General features: G+C 52.7%; 15 protein-coding genes. 14 read left to right on the top strand and 1 reads right to left on the bottom strand.

Annotated elements, in window-relative coordinates:
- Positions 1–2 precede the first annotated feature (2 nt).
- On the bottom strand, positions 3–1,718 hold the full coding sequence (pilB, locus tag NHAL_RS18655; protein WP_041355203.1) for a type IV-A pilus assembly ATPase PilB: 1,716 nt from the start codon (positions 1,716–1,718) through the stop codon (positions 3–5).
- Between the two features lie 217 nt (positions 1,719–1,935).
- Between pilB and lptM the strand changes: the two genes are divergently transcribed.
- From lptM to NHAL_RS18590, 14 genes are all read left to right on the top strand, one after another.
- Positions 1,936–2,070: an LPS translocon maturation chaperone LptM gene (gene lptM / locus NHAL_RS20750; RefSeq protein ID WP_013034707.1), complete on the top strand. Its 135-nt coding sequence runs from the start codon at positions 1,936–1,938 to the stop codon at positions 2,068–2,070.
- 3 nt (positions 2,071–2,073) lie between these two features.
- Complete coding sequence (gene lysA, locus NHAL_RS18650) at positions 2,074–3,324, top strand: diaminopimelate decarboxylase (RefSeq protein WP_013034706.1); 1,251 nt, start codon at positions 2,074–2,076, stop codon at positions 3,322–3,324.
- Positions 3,325–3,384: 60 nt separating this feature from the next.
- Positions 3,385–4,071, top strand: a complete 687-nt coding sequence (locus NHAL_RS18645; RefSeq protein WP_013034705.1) for a class I SAM-dependent methyltransferase — start codon at positions 3,385–3,387, stop codon at positions 4,069–4,071.
- Positions 4,072–4,102: 31 nt separating this feature from the next.
- Positions 4,103–4,933 (top strand): diaminopimelate epimerase, encoded by an 831-nt coding sequence (gene dapF / locus NHAL_RS18640; RefSeq protein ID WP_013034704.1) that lies wholly within the window; start codon positions 4,103–4,105, stop codon positions 4,931–4,933.
- A complete protein-coding gene (locus NHAL_RS18635) occupies positions 4,930–5,661 on the top strand; it encodes a DUF484 family protein (RefSeq protein ID WP_013034703.1) in 732 nt (243 codons plus the stop codon). The genes dapF and NHAL_RS18635 overlap by 4 nt, the downstream gene beginning before the upstream one ends.
- Positions 5,662–5,667: 6 nt before the next feature.
- Positions 5,668–6,570 (top strand): tyrosine recombinase XerC, encoded by a 903-nt coding sequence (gene xerC / locus NHAL_RS18630; RefSeq protein WP_013034702.1) that lies wholly within the window; start codon positions 5,668–5,670, stop codon positions 6,568–6,570.
- A gap of 151 nt (positions 6,571–6,721) precedes the next feature.
- Positions 6,722–8,644, top strand: coding sequence for an HDOD domain-containing protein (locus NHAL_RS18625; RefSeq protein WP_013034701.1), 1,923 nt, complete (start codon positions 6,722–6,724; stop codon positions 8,642–8,644).
- 364 nt (positions 8,645–9,008) lie between these two features.
- Entirely contained in the window at positions 9,009–9,782 is a 774-nt protein-coding gene (locus NHAL_RS18620) for a DUF3450 domain-containing protein (protein ID WP_013034700.1), read from the top strand.
- Positions 9,779–11,263, top strand: coding sequence for a MotA/TolQ/ExbB proton channel family protein (locus NHAL_RS18615; RefSeq protein ID WP_013034699.1), 1,485 nt, complete (start codon positions 9,779–9,781; stop codon positions 11,261–11,263). Before NHAL_RS18620 ends, NHAL_RS18615 begins: the two co-directional genes overlap by 4 nt.
- A 20-nt stretch (positions 11,264–11,283) precedes the next feature.
- Positions 11,284–11,910, top strand: a complete 627-nt coding sequence (locus NHAL_RS18610) for a MotA/TolQ/ExbB proton channel family protein (protein ID WP_013034698.1) — start codon at positions 11,284–11,286, stop codon at positions 11,908–11,910.
- Between the two features lie 6 nt (positions 11,911–11,916).
- Positions 11,917–12,321: an ExbD/TolR family protein gene (locus tag NHAL_RS18605; protein ID WP_013034697.1), complete on the top strand. Its 405-nt coding sequence runs from the start codon at positions 11,917–11,919 to the stop codon at positions 12,319–12,321.
- Positions 12,322–12,335: 14 nt separating this feature from the next.
- A complete protein-coding gene (locus tag NHAL_RS18600) occupies positions 12,336–12,971 on the top strand; it encodes an energy transducer TonB (RefSeq protein WP_013034696.1) in 636 nt (211 codons plus the stop codon).
- A gap of 42 nt (positions 12,972–13,013) precedes the next feature.
- Positions 13,014–14,195 (top strand): tetratricopeptide repeat protein, encoded by a 1,182-nt coding sequence (locus NHAL_RS18595; RefSeq protein WP_013034695.1) that lies wholly within the window; start codon positions 13,014–13,016, stop codon positions 14,193–14,195.
- 135 nt (positions 14,196–14,330) lie between these two features.
- Entirely contained in the window at positions 14,331–17,438 is a 3,108-nt protein-coding gene (locus NHAL_RS18590; protein WP_013034694.1) for a TonB-dependent receptor domain-containing protein, read from the top strand.
- The last annotated feature ends 111 nt before the right edge of the window (positions 17,439–17,549 follow it).

The raw sequence follows: 17,549 nt of genomic DNA, 5'->3' as shown, positions 1-17,549 counted from the left end.
GATTACTCCTTCGTCACTCGGTTAATTTCCTCTAAACTGGTAATGCCATCAATAACCTTTTTGAGCCCAGACTGGCGTAGATCGGCCACGCCTTCTTTTTTGGCCTGTTCTGAAAGTTCCATGGAGTTGCCCCCTGCCATAATGATGCGTCCCATCTCCTCGGATACGGGCATCACTTGATAGATGCCCACTCGGCCCTTATAGCCTCCTGAGCAGCGTTCGCAGCCTACCGCCTTATAAATAGTGGGGGAGGTGTCGAGCTGGGCTTGGGTAAAGCCTTCTTCTAGTAAGGCTTCCTGGGGGATCTTCTCGGGCGCTTTACATTGGGAACAAAGGCGCCGTGCCAAGCGCTGGGCAATGATCAGGGAGACCGCCGAGGCAATGTTATAGGAAGCCACCCCCATATTTAATAGCCGGGTCAGGGTCTGGGGGGCGTCGTTGGTATGGAGGGTGGAGAGCACCATATGACCGGTTTGGGCTGCTTTAATCGCAATTTCAGCCGTTTCCAGATCCCGAATCTCACCGACCATGATGATATCGGGATCTTGGCGTAAAAAGGCTCTTAGGGCTCCAGCAAAAGTCAGGCCTACCTTCGGGTATACGTTGACCTGATTAATGCCGGGCAAGTTGATTTCGGCCGGGTCTTCGGCGGTGGAGATATTGCGGTCCGCAGTATTCAGAATATTCAGCGCGGTATAAAGGGAGACGGTCTTACCGCTGCCCGTGGGGCCGGTAACCAGCACCATCCCGTAAGGCCGGTGGATAGTTTCTAGAAAGAGCTGTTTTTGTTTTTCCTCATAACCGAGGGCGTCGATTCCCAACTGGGCGCTGGAGGGGTCCAGAATACGAAGGACGATTTTTTCACCAAATAAAGTGGGACAGGTATTGACACGAAAGTCAATTGCTCGGTTTTTGGAGATACTCATTTTCATGCGCCCATCTTGGGGCACGCGCCGTTCGGAAATATCCAAGCGGGCCATGACCTTAAGGCGAGCCGCTAGCCGGTTTGCTAGGCTTACGGGAGGGCAAACGACTTCCCGCAGCACCCCATCTTGTCGGTATCTAATCCGATAGATTTTCTCATAGGGCTCGAAGTGAATATCCGAGGCCCCCTGATGAATGGCATCCAACAGGGCCTTATTAATAAAGCGTACAACAGGTGTATCATCGACATCAGATTCGATAGAATTTTCCGGGGCCTCCTCTTCGCCCCCGGAAATATCGAGATCATCCAACGCGGTATCATTTAGATCGGCAAGGGACGTGTCCTGGGCCTCCATGGCCCGGTCAATGGTTCGGGTTAGTTTGTCTTCTTCAACGAGGATGGCTTCGGTGTTAATCCCCGCGTGGAATTTAATTTCGTCTAATGCCTGGAGGTTGGTAGGATCGGCCACGGCAACGAACAGACGATTCCCGCGCTTGAAGATGGGTAATGCTTGGTGCTGGCGGATCAGTTTCTCTTCCACTAGGCCTTTGGGAAGGCAGTCCAAATCCAACGCATCAAGATCGAATAGGGGGACGCCAAATTCTTGTGAGGCCGCTTGGCTGATATCCAGGCTTTTGAGTAGTTTTTGCTGGACTAAGTAAGTGACAAAGGGAATGCTGGCCTTGCGGGACTGCTCATGAGCCTGCAGGGCATCCGCTTCGTTAAGTAGCCCATCTTCCACTAAACGGCGGGCCAGACCGTTCATTATGATCTGTGCTCCAGGGGTTGCCATATACTCTAATGTACCTCCAGTAGGGGGGGATATTCCGTGGCGACAATCTCAATAATGGAAGGTCTCTGGGAGCGGACTCCCCATGCGACACTTAAAGATATCGCGAGTTTTGGCTAATTCTTGAGGCCATGGGTAGAGATCGAATAGTAAGAAGTGGCGAAAACCATGATTAAAAAACCGCTACAATGGGCACTTTAAACTTTTTAAGGAGGTAAGCATGGTGCTGCGACGCTGGAAGGGGGCGCTAGGTCTTACTGTGCTATTGTTTTTAGGAGTGTTAGTGACAGGCTGTGGCCAAAAGGGGCCGCTTTACCTACCAAAAGAGAAAGGGATGATGCAAAAGGCAATCTGAGCTATGGACCATTTTCACTACCACGATAATACTTTATGGGCGGAAGAGGTTCCTTTGCCGGAGATTGCAAGCCGCTTTGGTACGCCTTGTTACGTTTATTCTCGAGCCATGATTGAGCATCAGTGGCGGGCATTCGACCAAGCTTTCCAGGATTATCCCCACCGGCTATGCTACGCGGTGAAGGCTAACTCTAATCTAGCCGTTTTGAATATCCTAGCCCGTTTGGGATCGGGGTTTGATATTGTTTCGGTGGGGGAGCTCGAACGGGTGCTCGCCGCAGGTGGCGATCCTGGGCAAGTGGTCTTCTCCGGTGTGGGCAAACGGGCTGACGAGATGCACCGGGCACTTACCGCCGGTATTGCTTGTTTTAACGTGGAATCTGAAGCCGAATTAGCGCATTTAAACGACATTGCCGGAAAATTGGGGCGGCAAGCGCCGGTGTCCCTGCGGGTGAACCCCGATGTGGATGCGCGTACCCATCCTTACATTGCAACGGGGTTGCGTGAGAATAAATTTGGCATAGAGATTGATCAGGCTCTAGAAGTTTATGCCCATGCCGTTACCTTGCCTTATATCGATATCCTTGGTGTGGATTGTCATATTGGCTCTCAGCTCACTTCTTTATCACCCTTCCTGGCTGCCTCAGAACGAGTCTTAGCATTAGTTGACCAGTTAGCTGAGCGGGGGATTGAGGTCCGCCATATTGATCTTGGGGGCGGGTTGGGAATTACCTATCGAGATGAAGCACCGCCTAGTCCGCAGCAATATGCCACTGCTTTGCGAGAGAAATTGGTGGGGAGAAATTTGGAAGTTTGGATCGAGCCTGGTCGAGCCATTGTCGGCAATGGAGGGGTGCTGTTAACCCGAGTCGAGTATCTCAAACATACTCCCCATAAGGATTTTGCCATTGTGGACGCGGCAATGAATGATCTGCTCCGCCCGGCGCTCTACGATGCTTGGCAAGAGATTATCCCGGTGACGATTAGCACCGATGGCAAGTCGCACCTCTTTGACGTGGTGGGGCCGGTATGCGAGACCGGCGACTTTCTCGGCAAACAGCGTCATCTTGCCATTGGGGTTGGGGAATTGCTGGTGGCACGGGCCGCCGGGGCCTACGGCTTTACTATGAGTTCCAATTATAATTCTCGGCCACGGGCCGCTGAGGTGATGGTGGACGGTAGTAAGGCCTATTTGGTGCGGGAGCGGGAAACCGTGGAATCCCTCTATGCCGGCGAATCGATCTTACCTGAATAGTGTGTTATTTATCATTTCCCTATTAAAGATCATAAAACAAGTAGTCGCGACGCCCTAACCGTGAAACGTATTCCAGAGCCTGAATTAATGGAAGATGAGGCCCAAGCTCGGGCCTATGCCGAGGCCGATTTTTCCGAACCCCACAGCCATTTTATAGCACTGCTCCAGGCCGCTTTCCCCCCTGGCACCATCAAAGGCCATGTGCTCGATTTGGGATGCGGTCCAGGAGATATTACCTTGCGGGTCGCGCAGGCCTGGCCTTCCTGTACCGTCCATGGCGTAGACGGCGCTGCCGCCATGTTGCAGCATGGACAACAGGCGCTTAGCCAGGCCGGGTTGGGGGAGCGGGTCCAGTTCCTGCATGGTCGACTGCCGGAGGTCCGCTTGCCCCGGGAAAAATATGATGTACTCATCAGTAACAGTCTGCTCCATCACCTTCTTGAACCGGCCGTTTTATGGGATTGCCTCAAGCGCTACGGGGTCAGGGGCGCGCCGGTTTTTATTATGGATCTCCGCCGTCCGGCCACCCGCCATGAGGCCAAGGCTTTGGTGGAACACTACGGGGCCGGCGAGCCGGAAATCCTGCAGCGAGATTTTTTCAATTCATTGCTGGCGGCCTTTGAGCCGGAGGAAGTCCAAGGACAACTGGTTCGAGCGGGGCTTGATTCATTGCAAGTGGAAGTGGTGAGTGATAGGCACTTGACTATTTCAGGCTTTTTGGCTCCTTCTTCACGGGGCTCAAGTTAATTAGTTTTTAATAAATGTAAATAGGCATAGAATGCGAGTTGCCTTTACCAAGATGCAGGGTCTGGGCAATGATTTTGTGGTGATTGACACCATTTCCCAGTCATTATCCTTAACTGCTTCCCAAGTACGTCGGATTGCCGATCGCCGCCTAGGCATAGGCTGTGACCAAGTGCTGTTGGTCGCGCCGCCTCCCTCTCCGGAGGTTGATTTTGGTTATCGGATTTTTAACGCTGATGGGGGAGAAGTGGAACAGTGTGGTAACGGTGCCCGCTGTTTTGCCCGCTTTGTTCGGGAACAAGGCCTTACCGGTAAAGAAAGGTTGCAGGTCCAGACCGCTGGTGGTGTGATTCGTCTGCACCTAGAGACTGATAAGCAGGTCACCGTGGATATGGGGGTGCCCCGTTTTGCCCCCGATGAGATCCCGTTTAAAGCAGACCATGAGGCAGACTCTTATCTGTTGGAGTTCGATAAACAGCGCGTAGAAATTGGCGCCGTCTCCATGGGTAATCCCCATTGCGTGCTGCGGGTGGCAGCGATTGATGCTGCCCCCATTGCCTGCTGGGGGCCTATCCTGGAAAGGCATCCCCGCTTTCCTCAACGGGTTAATGTGGGTTTTGTAGAAGTGATTTCCCCTGGCCATATTCGTCTGCGGGTCTATGAACGAGGTGCAGGAGAAACCCCCGCTTGTGGAACTGGGGCCTGTGCGGCAATGGTGATAGGTCGACGGCGAGGCTGGCTGAGCGAACAAGTTAATGTGGATCTGCCCGGTGGACGCTTAGGGATTCATTGGGCGGGTGAGGGTCGATCTGTTTGGATGACAGGGCCGGCAGAGACCGTATTCGAGGGGGCCATCGAGCTATGAAAAAAAGAGCTAGAGCAAAAGAAGCGCCAAAAACCCAGCCAGAGGAAGAGCAAGGGCGGGAACAAGCGGTAGTGGAATACCTACGCACCCATAAGGATTTTTTTGTTTGCCATTCAGATCTTCTGAGTGAACTGACTATTCCCCATCCCAGCGGTGATGCCATTAGCCTGGTGGAGCGACAATTAGCGCTGTTGCGAGAGCAGAATCGGGAGTTAAAGTGGCAATTACGGGATTTGATTGAAAACGCCACGGCGAATGATAATTTAAGCAAGAAAGTTCACCGCTTTGCTCTGGCAGTGCTGTCGGCGGCGACTCCCCAGGCCATGCTGGAAGCCTTGTTTTCCTCTTTGCGGACTGATTTCGAAGTTGATGTCATCGCATTGCGGTTGTTTTTTGATGACCCATCCTTGCCGCCTCCCTTTGCGGATCATCCCGAAGTAGTGTTAGTTTCTCGAAACGCACCTGAACTCGAAGCATTTAGCAGTGTTTTGAAAAGTTCTCGACCCATTTGTGGCCGGCTCACGGCGGAACAGGGCGCGTACCTGTTTGGAGAAGCTGTGGAGCAGGCGGTCTCTTGTGTTTTGATTCCCCTTGGTGAGGAGCGGCGTAGAGGCATGCTCGCTATAGGCAGTCAGGAGCCGGACCGGTTCCGTGCCGATCTAGGAACGATGTTCCTGGATTATTTGGGGGCCATTGTGGAGCGGGCTTTGCATCGTCACTGGACATAGCAGATCATGGAAGAGGAACAGCAGGCTTGGATTCAGCGCTTTCTCACCCATCTCCAGTATGAGCGGGGTCTTTCAGGGCAAACTATCGTCAGTTATCGCCGTGATCTTGCAAAAGTGGCTACCTTTTGTGATCGCCATGGAATCCAGGGATGGGGAGAGTTGGATGCCCAAAAAGTTCGGGCACTGGTGGCTGCCCATCACCAAAAGGGGCTTTCTGGGCGTAGTATTCAGCGCCTATTGTCGGCTCTTCGCAGTTTTTCCACCTACCTGCAGCGTGAAGGCGTTGTGGAGAATCATCCGGCCCAGGGAGTTTCTGCACCGAAGGGGAAGCGCCAATTACCCCATGCCCTCGATGTGGATCAAGTCGCCCAATTATTGAAGGGGGAACCTAGCGACCAGTTGCTGCTTCGCGATCAGGCCATGCTGGAGTTGTTCTACTCTTCCGGGCTGCGATTGGCTGAATTGGTGGGTTTGAACTTGAGAGAATTGGATCTAGAAGCCGCCTTGGTGCGGGTTGTGGGTAAGGGCGCCAAAACCCGGGAAGTTCCCCTTGGCCGGCAGGCTAAAGCAGCCCTCTTGGCTTGGCTTCCAGTGCGGGAAGCATGGACCCCTCGAAACCAAGATGCCGTCTTTGTGTCTCGGCAAGGCCGCCGTCTGTCCCCCCGTGGGGTACAAAAACGGCTGCGTATTTGGGGGTTGCGGCAGGGACTCGATGTGGCTATCCATCCCCACCGTCTGCGCCATGCTTTTGCTTCCCATTTACTGGAATCCAGTGGTGATTTGCGGGCGGTACAGGAATTGTTGGGCCATGCCGATATCAGTACGACACAAATTTATACGCATTTGGATTTTCAGCATCTTGCTAAAGTTTATGATCAAACCCACCCTCGAGCTAGGAAAAAGCATTAACTGATCACAGTTTGGCCCCAGGATCTGAAAAAAAAGAAGTTGCAACCGATATAAGTTCCACAAAGATGATTTAAAGAGACGGGTGGGCTTTGGTAGGCAATCGAAGCAGATAGCTACCCGTTGCGCTTGCTCAGCTATTAGGATCCGCGGGATGACGGTTGCCACTCGATTTGATGAACTCAAAGCTATGGGGGATCTGCCCTCTCCTTCTGGGGTTGCCCTAGAGATTATGCGCCTTACCCAGCGCGAGGATACCTCCATACAAGATCTGGCGAAGGCTATTCAGACCGATCCGGCCCTTTCGGGAAGGTTGCTTAAGCTAGCCAACTCTGCCTATCTGGGGGTCCGCCGCCCTGTGGTGGCCATTGAAGATGCAATAAGACTGCTAGGGATGCAAGCTATTCGGCATTTTGCCCTCGGGATCTCCGTGCTTTCCAATTGCAGTCATGGTCGCTGTGAGGGGTTTGATTATCGAAGTTTTTGGTCCCACTCTTTGGCCACAGCGCTTGCTGCCCAGGCGCTTGCCCATTTGGACCGTGCTGTGGCCCCGGAAGAGTCCTTTACCTGCGGTTTACTGGCCCGTGTGGGCCAATTGGCTTTGGCAAGCATCTATCCCGATGCCTATGCGGCTGTCCTATTGTCCGTTCCTGGCGAGGATGAGTCGGCTCTGATAGCTTGTGAGCGAGGGAAGTTTGCCACCGACCATAGGGAATTGACCGGGGCACTCTTGGAAGATTGGGGCTTGCCTGTTATCCATGTGGACGGGGTCACCGCCAGTTATCAGCCGGGGCTAGAGGACTTGGAGGACACCTCGCGGGTACAGCGGCTCGCTAGGCAACTCCATCTTGCCGGCCGGATGGCTTGGCTTTGTGTTGCCCAAACCGCTGATCAGCCCCATTGCTTGGCCCATTTGGAGGAGCTTGCCCCCAGCTTAGAATTAGACGAGGCCCTTTTAGGCCAATTGCTCGAAAAGGTGATCCAAGACTGGACTGAGTGGGGGCGGTTATTGGATGTCCCCACCCAAGAAGTTCCCTCTTTAGCTGAGCTCAAAGAGGGACTTCAAGCAAAGATGAAGCTACAAACTTCCCTTCCGGAGGCTGAGTTCCTCCCTCTTAAGATCTTGTTGGTCAGCGATGATGAATTGAACCTTAAGCGGCTTACTGGCTGGCTGGAGGACATGGGGCATTCAGTGATGAGCGCCGGTGAGGGCAATGAAGGACTTTCCCTGGTTTTGAGCAAGCAACCCCAGGTGGTCATTTGTGAACGGCGGATACCGGGAATGGATTGCCTGGAGTTTTGCCAGAGCTTGCGGGAAACCAAATTCGGCCAACAGGTTTATATTATTGTTTTAACCTGTTCGGAGAACGGAGATGAAGTCGTCCAGGCCTTCGAGGCAGGGGCTGATGACCATCTTGCAAAGCCTTTCAGTGCCAGGCTCTTACAAGCCCGCCTTTGGGGGGCGCAGCGCCTTATCCGACTTCGGCAAGAAGTGGAGCGGGAGCGGGAAGCCACCCGTCGTTATTTGGCTGAATTAGCTGTCGCTAACCGGCGCCTGGAACAGATGGCGATGACCGATTCGTTGACTGCGCTTCCTAATCGCCGTTATGCAATGGAGCGGATGGAGCAGGCATGGGCTGAATATCAGCGTAACGGTACCCCTTTGTCCTGCTTGGTGGTAGATTTGGATCTTTTTAAACAGATCAATGACCATTATGGTCATGATATCGGCGATGGCGTATTGCGAGAGATTGCCAATGTGTTCCGCAGTTCAGCCCGCAGCAGTGATGTGGTTTGCCGCTTAGGTGGCGAAGAGTTTTTCGTCATCTGCACCAATACCACGGCTGCCGAAGCGTTGCAGGTGGCCGAGCGATTGCGCCATGCGGTAAAAAGCCATCACTGGACCGTGCCGGGTTTTGGTGGGAACTTAAGTATCAGTGTAGGTCTGGCGGCAAGTTTAGAAGGGATGAAAGAATGGGATGATCTTTACCGCTTGGCTGACCAAGCCCTTTATGATGCCAAACGCAAGGGCCGAGACCAGATTTGCATGGCGCGAGCATCAGATGGCGGAGGTTGATTTTTTCTAAAGCCCAGAAATTCATCGTTTCTATTCTATTATCCTATCCTATTTTTAATGAGTTAGCCTGTTTGCGCAGGTAATCAAACTCACCCCTCGCCGATTATTTTATCTCCTCATTTCTTCTTTTTAATCTTTTCTGTAATCCATAATTCACAATTTTTTAACACTCCTTAAATTTAGGCATTTTCCTAACCTTATTGTCATCCTAAAGCAGAAAATTTATTTTTGCTTACTTCCCCCTAGCAAAGTCTTTGTAAGCAAAATGCAAACAAAATGTCATCAATAGTTCACGGTTTCGTCATATTTGTTTTTTACCATGCCTTCCTCTTTCAATTCAGGTGTCAACAACGCTGGATATTTAATGATTCCTTTTGCTTATATTGCTGCGGCATTGCCTAGAGTCGGATTTTTAGTTGCGGGCCTGTTGATATGGAGTGGTGCTCAGGCGGATAGCCTAGACAATCTAGCGGAGGAGCTTATTCGCATGCGCAGCGAGGTTGAAGAGCTACAAAGTCAACTTGATCTAGAAAAGGAAAAATATAAAAACCGCATGGAAGTCTTGTCCTCCCAGTTGGCTGAGTTGAGCGTTGAAAACCGGCGTTTGTCTCTATCGGTGGAGCAATTGCATCAGACTTTTGAAGAGCACAAGCAGCAGCTAAGCCAGAGGCAAGCGGGGGAGACGGAGCTTTTACCGGTCATGCTCAAGGCGGTTGATTATCTGCAAGATTATGTGCGGACTGGCCTCCCGTTTAAAGTCGAGGGTCGTCTGACGGAACTAGAGCAATTGCATACCCAATTGGAGACTGGTGTTTTAGATCCTAAAAAATCCGCTAATCGTATCTGGGCATTTATTGAAGATGAGGTCCGGCTGAGTAAAGAAAATGGAATCTACCGCCAAACCATTCAACTGGACGGTGAAAACAAGCTGGCTGAAGTGGCTAAAATCGGCATGATGCTGCTCTTTTTCCAGACCGAAGATAGTCGGGTGGGGATGGCGCGACAGGAACAAGATCATTGGCGCTTCGTGGTCGTGGATACAGAACAGGACCGCAAGAATATTGTTCAGCTTTTCGATTCCCTCAAGAAACAAATCCGGCAAGGATATTTTGAATTGCCCAACCCCCTAGATTCATGATGAATATTCGGTCTTTTTTTACCTGCCTGATGATGCTATGGGTCGTCGCTAACAGTGCTATGGCCCAGCCTGAGGACAGTTCTGCTACTGTCGGACAGGCGGAGGAAAACTCCCCTGAGCAACCATCATCACCTGCTCAAAAACCTACTGAATTAGAAACCTTGGAAGCAGCCTATAAGCGGGAATTTGCTTTCCTCCAGTCTCAAAAGCGGGAGCTCGAACAGCGCATCGATAGTTTTCGCCAAAAGAGTCAATCTAGCGAGCGGCAATTGGAAGGGAAGATCCGCTCCCTGGAGCGGAAGAATGTTTCTTTAACGGCTGAATCCGACCGCCTGAATAGAAGTATCGAGCAGGTAGAACGGCGTAGCGAGGCCGCCCGGGAGCGCAACGAATTATTGCAAATGACCTTCAAGCAGGCGGACGCCACCTTGGAAAGTTATGGTCTCAAGCTTCAATCTCAGGCCCGGTTTGAACAGGCTACTCCAGAGGAAAAACTGGCGTTCTTGTTCGGGCAAGGGCTGAGATTATTGCGCCAGGTGGGGCAGGTACAGCGGACTCAGGATAAATTTTTTCTTGGCGATGGCACCGAAGCTGAAGGAACAGTGATTCGCTTCGGTAACATTGCGGCTTACGGAGTGAGCTCCCAAGATGCCGGTATTCTCGTGCCTGCGGGTGGCGAGCGGTTCAAGATGTGGTCGCAGCCAGCCCCGGAAGTGGCCAAGGCGTTGGCGGAAGGGCAACAGCCGTCGACTCTCAAAATTTTCTTGTTCGAATCCCAGGACCACGCCGTTGAGGAGAAGGCGGAAAAAACTCTCTTGGTGATTATTAACGAAGGGGGGCCGGTTGCCTGGGTGATCGTCGGACTGGGGGGAGTGGCGTTATTGTTGATACTCCTGCGGGTGCTGTTCTTAAGCCGGGCAAGCGCCAATACCCGCCGCTTGACTCAACAAGTCAATGATCTTATCCAACAGGGAAAGCGTCAGCAGGCCCAGGAACTTTGCCAACAGACTCGGGGGGCTATCGCCCGGGTGATGGCGGCCACTATCCGTAATTTGGAGCGGGATCGGCCTCATTTGGAGGACATCATCTCCGAGGCTATTTTGCATGAATCAGCTCACCTTAATCGCTTCGGATCGATGATTTTGATCATTGCCGCCATCTCGCCGCTCCTAGGGTTATTGGGAACGGTGACCGGCATGATTTCCACCTTCGATATCATCACCGAATTTGGTACCGGCGATCCTAAGCTTCTGTCTAGTGGCATTTCCATTGCCTTGATCACCACTGAAGTCGGCTTGGCGGTGGCTATTCCTACCCTATTCGTGGGTACGCTCCTGTCGAGCTGGGCGGAACGGATCAAGGATGACATGGAAAAGGCCGCTTTGCGCGTCACCAATATTTCCCAAATAGATAAAAAAGTGGAGCCGGCATCGGCGGCAAACGTCGAACCGGAAGGTCCCCTCGCCTACTCCGCCGTATGAACCATGGACCTGGCTAAGCAATGAATTTTTCCGAGATTTGGGAAGTCGGGAGTCATTTCTATCAAGCCGGTGGCTATGTGATGCCTCCCTTGATGGTGGCGACCCTACTGTTGTGGTTTGCCATCGGCTATCGCTTTTGGATCTTGCGCCGAGGGACCCTCTTGAGTGTGAGGGAATGTCTCTACCGATTACAGGAGGAGCCCCACCCTCAAGCCAAGGGAATGATTGAGCACATGATTGTCCAGGGGTTAGTTATTGTCAGAACCCGTCCACCTTATTTGCGGCGTCACTTAGACGAGGCATTTGCCACTCAGGAAAAAGAGTTGAAGAAATTTTCCACCCTCATCCGGAGTATCGTGGTGATTGCGCCTTTGCTCGGGCTTTTGGGGACCGTGGTGGGCATGATTGAAACTTTTGAATCCTTGGCGGATATGGCCTTGTTCACCCAGTCGGGGGGGATCGCGGGAGGAATTTCTCAAGCCCTGTTCACAACCCAGATGGGATTGGTGGTGGCGATTCCAGGATTACTGATCAAAGGGCTGCTGGACAGGAAGCAGAAACAGTTAGAAATGGAACTTGCCCAAATTAAAGACCTACTTTGCAGTGACACCTTTTCATCAGCCACTCAGGCCGCACCTAATTTCTAGTTAAATATGCGATACCGGGAACGCAAAGAAGATTCCAGCACCATCGATATCTCGCCGCTCATTGATATCGTGTTTATTTTGCTGATTTTTTTCATGGTCAGTACGACCTTCATCAAAGACATGCAGCTGGAGCTGAATCGACCCAACGCTTCCAGCGCCTCCTTGGCTTCCACCAAGGCGATTCGCCTTTACATCGATCAAAGTGGCGAAACCTACCTCGATGGCGAGCCCATCCGGTTATGGCTAATCCAAAGCAAGCTCAGGGATATGCTAAAAACCACGACCTCCAAGACCGTGCTCGTGGTGACGGACGATGGGGTGCCTGCCGGTAAGTTGGTGGAGGTTGTGGATCAAGCCCGCCTGGCTGGTGCCCAGGATGTAGGGGTGGCCACCGAGCGAGAAGCGGGTTGACGGGATGGACAACGATGAACAGTGGGGCAGGGAAATACCTGGCGGCGGTGGTTTCCATGGTGGTGGGGTCCACCCTGGTTTTTGGGTTAGTGATTTTGATGAATCACCTCGCCCCCCAAGTGGAAAAGCCGCCATCCCCGGAAGCGAGAAATTTAGCGGTAGTCAAGCAGCCTAAACCCAAGCCCAAGAAAGAGATCAAGCGGCAAAAGCCTAAACCCAAACCGAGGCGCGTCACTCCGCCTGCGCCTTTGGCAGGACTCGATTCCGTCCTGTCCGGTATTGACTTGGGGCTGCCTGGTTTAGCCACCGATGATTTGAGCGATCTCAACGATCAACTCCTGGGCAACACCCAAGTGGGGGCGATGACCGAGGATTCAGTGGATGTCCCGCCCCGTCCTCTATCTCGAGGATCGTTTAAATATCCTCGCGGCGCTAAAAAGCGAGGCGTCACCGGGTATGTGGTGCTTTCCCTGTTGATTGACGAGGATGGAGAAGTGGTCCAAGTGAAAGTGTTGGAGGCCTCTCCGAGCGGGATTTTTGAGGCTTCGGCGGTGACGGGGATTAAGCAATGGCAATTTGAGCCAGCGAAATACCAAGGCAAGAAGGTAAAAACCTGGGCCAAGCAGAAAATTAAATTTGATTTGGGCTAGTGCGAGTAGCGCTTTGACCATGTGCCGGAATGCAAATTGAGCATGAGCAGAAAGATTTCTCCCCCCATTACATTGATCCTGCTAGTGGCGGTGCTGTGGCTTGGGGTGGCTTTTAGCCTTGCCGCCAAGGAAAAGGAACAGCCCGATCCTGCGGAGACGGATTTGCTCCCCTTAGCGGCGATGCTGCTCAAGGATGGCCATTCCCTTCGAGCCCTAACCACCTTAAATCAAGTGGACCTGGAAGCGGAGGCGTTGGACCGGGGACGGTTTTATACCCTTAAGGGATTGGCCCAACTCAACCTTCAACAGGAAGTCGAGGCCAAGGAGAGCTTCCAACAGGCGTTGGCCCACGGTCAGAGCGATCCGATTATTCATGTTTACCTGGCTCAGGCCCACTATACCCTCAAAGAGTACCGTGAAACCGTTGCCGCCATTGAGCAGGCGGGGACCGTGGTCCACCAATATCCGGCCTTCTACGAAATGAAAGCCCAGAGTTATTGGCTGCTGGGAGAGCAGGATTCAGCCTGGCGTACCTTGAGCGCTGCCCACAAGGCCTTTCCTGAAGATCACCGTTTCCTGCGCCGGCAAGTATTTTACCTCTTGGATCTGAAACTCTACCGGCAAGCTGCGGAGTTGGGGCGGCGTTATCTGGTTCAATCCCAAGCCGAGGTGACCGATTACACGGCGATTGGCAATGCCCTTCGACTCAGCAGGCAATATCAGGAAGCCTTGACCATTTTGGAACGGGGGCGGTTGCTATACCCCCATCACGAAGGTCTAGCGAAGGTCCTCGCCCATACCTATTTGGATTTAGAACAGCCCTTTTCGGCGGCCTACCTGCTAGAACAAGCCGCTCGCAGTAATTCTGAATTGCTTGCCGAAGCCGCTGAACTCTATCGTCGTGCTGGCCGACTCTACCGAGCCTTGGGCCTCAATGCAGAGATTCGTGATCAAAAAGTTAAATTCAAACAGCGGCTTTCCATTCTGCTGGCCCTGAAACGCTATGCCCAGGCCAGTGGTATGGAAGCCGACCTTTATCGAGTTGGCCTGCTAAGCGATGAGAATATTCGTTATGCCATCGCCTATGCCAATTTTGCTATTGGGGATTATAAGCAAGCCGACCGGCATTTGAAGCATATTCGTACACCTGACTTATTCAAAAAATCAGTGGCCCTCAGGCGGGCGATGGATGAATGTCGAGCAGAGCCGGAGCGATGCCTATAAGAGAGCACTGAGCCATTCCCCCATTTTCCTGAAGGCAGCCGTGGGTCGTGGGGCGCGGGCAGGAAGGTACTTCTTTCCCTAGGTCTTTAACGATCCCAAATAACAACAATAAGCTGGCATAGCCCACTGGTGATCATGCGATATTCTTTTGTTTTCCTTGCCCTGCTGATAGGGATTCCCGGTGCTGGATTCGCTGCGGACCCTGCTGAATTATCCATCTATCTTTTTCAAGAAGGCCGACCCCAGTCGGGGGTGAAGCTGGTTGTGGATGGTCAGCAATCCTTGAGCAGCGACCGGGATGGCGCCATTCGCCTTGCGATTGAATCGGGTTCCCACCGCTTAAGTTTTAGCCGCTCTGGGAGGGGTCTGCTCATATATGATCTTACGGTGGTCGCGGGGGAAAATATCCGGCTGTTTATTACTTTATTTGCGGACTCTAGGGAGCCGGCGGTGGAAGTAGAAAGCTCCGCGGTAGGTGGCGAGAAGGCTGAGTCCAAACAGGAGGTAGTCAAAGGCGAACCGGGCCTGCTCCAGGGCCGGGTGCTTTCAGCCGAAGATGGCAAGCCTTTGGCGGGAGTGAAATTGTATGTGAGCGGTTTGAATCTGGAGATGACCAGTGATCAAGAGGGGACTTATCGAGCAGAATTGCCTGTGGGGGAGTACAGTGTTTCGGTGGTGACCGCCGGCTTTAATACCCAGATTCGCGATCAGGTGGAAATTCGCTCCGAGGAAGCCACGGAAGTGGTCTTTGAGCTGACTCCGGTGGGTCTGGAATTGCCTGAGTTCGTGGTGCTGGAGCCTTATGTGGCCGGTAGCATTGCCTCCATCATCGATGAACAGCGCAATGCCGCCACGGTCAGTAGCGTTCTGGGGGCTGAGCAGATCAGCCGGGCAGGGGATACGGATGTGGCGTCGGCATTGAAGCGGGCCAGCGGATTAACCTTGGTGGGGGGGAAATTTATTTTTATCCGGGGATTGGGGGAGCGATTCTCTTCTACCTTGCTGAACGGGGCCAGTATTCCCAGTCCGGATCCTACGCGACGGGTAGTCCCCCTCGATTTGTTTCCTACCAGCGTCCTAGACAACGTTCTCATTCAAAAAGGCTATTCTGTCGATCGTCCGGGGGAATTCGCCGGTGGCACCGTCTCCCTCAGAACCCGTAGCGTGCCGGAGGAATTCTTTATTCGAGCTAACGTTTCCATAGGCTATAACGAAGGTACTACTTTTTCCGAAGGTCTGACCTACGAGGGGGGGGATACCGATATTTTAGGATTTGATGACGGTACCCGTGATTTGCCGGATTCCCTGGCTCAAGCTACCGCTGGCGGGACCGTGGTGCGGCCCGAGACCCCTTTCAATCCGGACGGCTTTACCGCCGGGGAAATTGAGCAGTTTGGCGAAAATCTTTCCGGGGTTTGGGATATCGATGAGGAAACCATTGGTCCGGATGCCACCTTCGGATTATCCCTGGGGGATTATGTTGAATGGGGAGATTTCGGCTTGGGCTATGTGGGCGCGGGCCGTTGGGACCAGAGCTGGAATACCAACGATGAGGTCCGCCGGGCATTCAGTGTCTCCAGCGGAGAGGAGCTGGAGTTGATCAAGGATTTTGATCTGGTCACCACCAACCGGGAGATTCGGACCAGCGGCTATGCCCGAGTAGAAGCGAACTACCAGGAGAGCCAAAAACTTTATGGCAATCTGCTGTTGGTACGGCTAAGCGAGGATGAGGCCCGGATCCAAGAGGGTTTTACCGACGCCGAGCCCAATGATATCCGCCGCTCCAGACTGCAATGGATTGAAAATTCCCTATTTACCCAGCAGGTGGGGGGCGAGCATCGCTTTGAGCGGTTAGGGGGCTTGGGCTTTGACTGGCAGTACACCACCTCCGAGGCACGACGTCAGGCCCCCTATGAACGGCGCTATCGGTATGATTCCGATAACAGTGGGCAATTTTCCTTTTCCCGCCGGGCAGACAGCAATCAGACCATTTTCGCTGATTTAACCGACAATGACGATACCATTCGCTTTTCCGTCAATCTGCCCCTGAATCTATTCAACCACCTCGATCTCAATTTATCCAGTGGTTACCTTTCCCGGCAGCGCGAACGGGAGTCGGAAATCCGCCGTTTTGACTTTGCCCAGTTCGGTCCCAAATCCCGGGACCCGGAGATTCTTGCGCTTTCTTCATTGGAAGATATTTTGGCCCCGGAAAATATCGGGGTTGATGGATTTCAACTCCGTGAAGCGACCCGCCCAACGGACAACTATGAAGCCACCCAGGAGCTTACGGCCTACTTCGGCCAGATGGACGCCACTTTTTTTGAGCGGCTGCGTTTAGCGGGGGGCATGCGGGTGGAAGACAACCGCCAGATCGTCAAAACCTTCGCCTTGTTCAATCCCGATCAGGAACCTATTGAATCAGTGCTCAGTAGCGTTGATTTACTGCCCGCCATGGCGGCCACTTATTTCCTGAGTGAGCAACAGCAGATCCGGGCAAGCTATAGTGAAACCCTCTCCCGTCCCGACTTTAGAGAACTCTCCCCGGCACCGTTTACCGATCCGGAGTCCGATACGGAAACCGTGGGTAACCCAGATCTCGAGCAGATTTTCATCAAGAGCTACGATTTGCGCTGGGAGTATTACTTCTCCCCCAGTGAACACCTGTCGGCTGCCTTTTTCTGGAAGGATATTCAAAACCCTATTGAAAAGATTCTTCTGCCGGGTCCTGCTGGACTGCTGACTTTGGAGAATGCCGAGTCGGCCACCGACTGGGGGATTGAACTGGAACTTATGAAACATTTGGATTTTATTCATCCTCGCCTGGCGAATTTTTACTTCGGCGGCAATGTTACCTATACCCAGTCGGAGATCAAACTCAAGCCGGAAGATTTGGATGTGCAAACCACCGGCCAACGGCCGCTTCAGGGTCACTCCCCTTATATCGTCAATGCCCAGATCGGTTATGACAATCCCGATCGGGGCATTGTGGCCACCCTGCTCTACAATACTTCCGGCGAGCGCATTACGGAAGTGGGGACCTTAGGGGCGCCGGATAAATACGAACAGCCCTTCCATCAACTGGATTTTGTCTATTGCCACCAGTTTGGTGATCATTGGCGGTTGAATTTTAAAATGAGGAACCTCCTGGATGATGAGGTGGAGGTATTACAGGGAGACAAGGTGACTCGCGCCTTCCGTCCGGGGCGGGAGTTTAGCATTGGTTTTACTTGGGATTTTTAAGGCCAGTGACCGCGCCCTGTGTTGGCAAAATTTGCCCTTCTCAATCAGTAGTTGTCACTTTTCTGTAACCTAAATTAAAAAATCCTGTCATTCCTGCCCTTTAGACTGTGA

The organism is Nitrosococcus halophilus Nc 4 (genome assembly GCF_000024725.1).
GTDB lineage: Bacteria > Pseudomonadota > Gammaproteobacteria > Nitrosococcales > Nitrosococcaceae > Nitrosococcus > Nitrosococcus halophilus.
This window is presented reverse-complemented; position numbering and strand designations above follow the sequence as displayed.

What these genes read in the sequence shown, in the direction of transcription:
- pilB (WP_041355203.1), bottom strand. Translation starts at nt 1,718, where the DNA reads ATGGCAACCCCTGGAGCACAGATCATAATGAACGGTCTGGCCCGCCGT.
- lptM (WP_013034707.1), top strand. Translation starts at nt 1,936, where the DNA reads ATGGTGCTGCGACGCTGGAAGGGGGCGCTAGGTCTTACTGTGCTATTG.
- lysA (WP_013034706.1), top strand. Translation starts at nt 2,074, where the DNA reads ATGGACCATTTTCACTACCACGATAATACTTTATGGGCGGAAGAGGTT.
- dapF (WP_013034704.1), top strand. Translation starts at nt 4,103, where the DNA reads ATGCGAGTTGCCTTTACCAAGATGCAGGGTCTGGGCAATGATTTTGTG.
- NHAL_RS18635 (WP_013034703.1), top strand. Translation starts at nt 4,930, where the DNA reads ATGAAAAAAAGAGCTAGAGCAAAAGAAGCGCCAAAAACCCAGCCAGAG.
- xerC (WP_013034702.1), top strand. Translation starts at nt 5,668, where the DNA reads ATGGAAGAGGAACAGCAGGCTTGGATTCAGCGCTTTCTCACCCATCTC.
- NHAL_RS18625 (WP_013034701.1), top strand. Translation starts at nt 6,722, where the DNA reads ATGACGGTTGCCACTCGATTTGATGAACTCAAAGCTATGGGGGATCTG.
- NHAL_RS18620 (WP_013034700.1), top strand. Translation starts at nt 9,009, where the DNA reads ATGATTCCTTTTGCTTATATTGCTGCGGCATTGCCTAGAGTCGGATTT.
- NHAL_RS18615 (WP_013034699.1), top strand. Translation starts at nt 9,779, where the DNA reads ATGATGAATATTCGGTCTTTTTTTACCTGCCTGATGATGCTATGGGTC.
- NHAL_RS18610 (WP_013034698.1), top strand. Translation starts at nt 11,284, where the DNA reads ATGAATTTTTCCGAGATTTGGGAAGTCGGGAGTCATTTCTATCAAGCC.
- NHAL_RS18605 (WP_013034697.1), top strand. Translation starts at nt 11,917, where the DNA reads ATGCGATACCGGGAACGCAAAGAAGATTCCAGCACCATCGATATCTCG.
- NHAL_RS18600 (WP_013034696.1), top strand. Translation starts at nt 12,336, where the DNA reads ATGAACAGTGGGGCAGGGAAATACCTGGCGGCGGTGGTTTCCATGGTG.
- NHAL_RS18595 (WP_013034695.1), top strand. Translation starts at nt 13,014, where the DNA reads ATGAGCAGAAAGATTTCTCCCCCCATTACATTGATCCTGCTAGTGGCG.
- NHAL_RS18590 (WP_013034694.1), top strand. Translation starts at nt 14,331, where the DNA reads ATGCGATATTCTTTTGTTTTCCTTGCCCTGCTGATAGGGATTCCCGGT.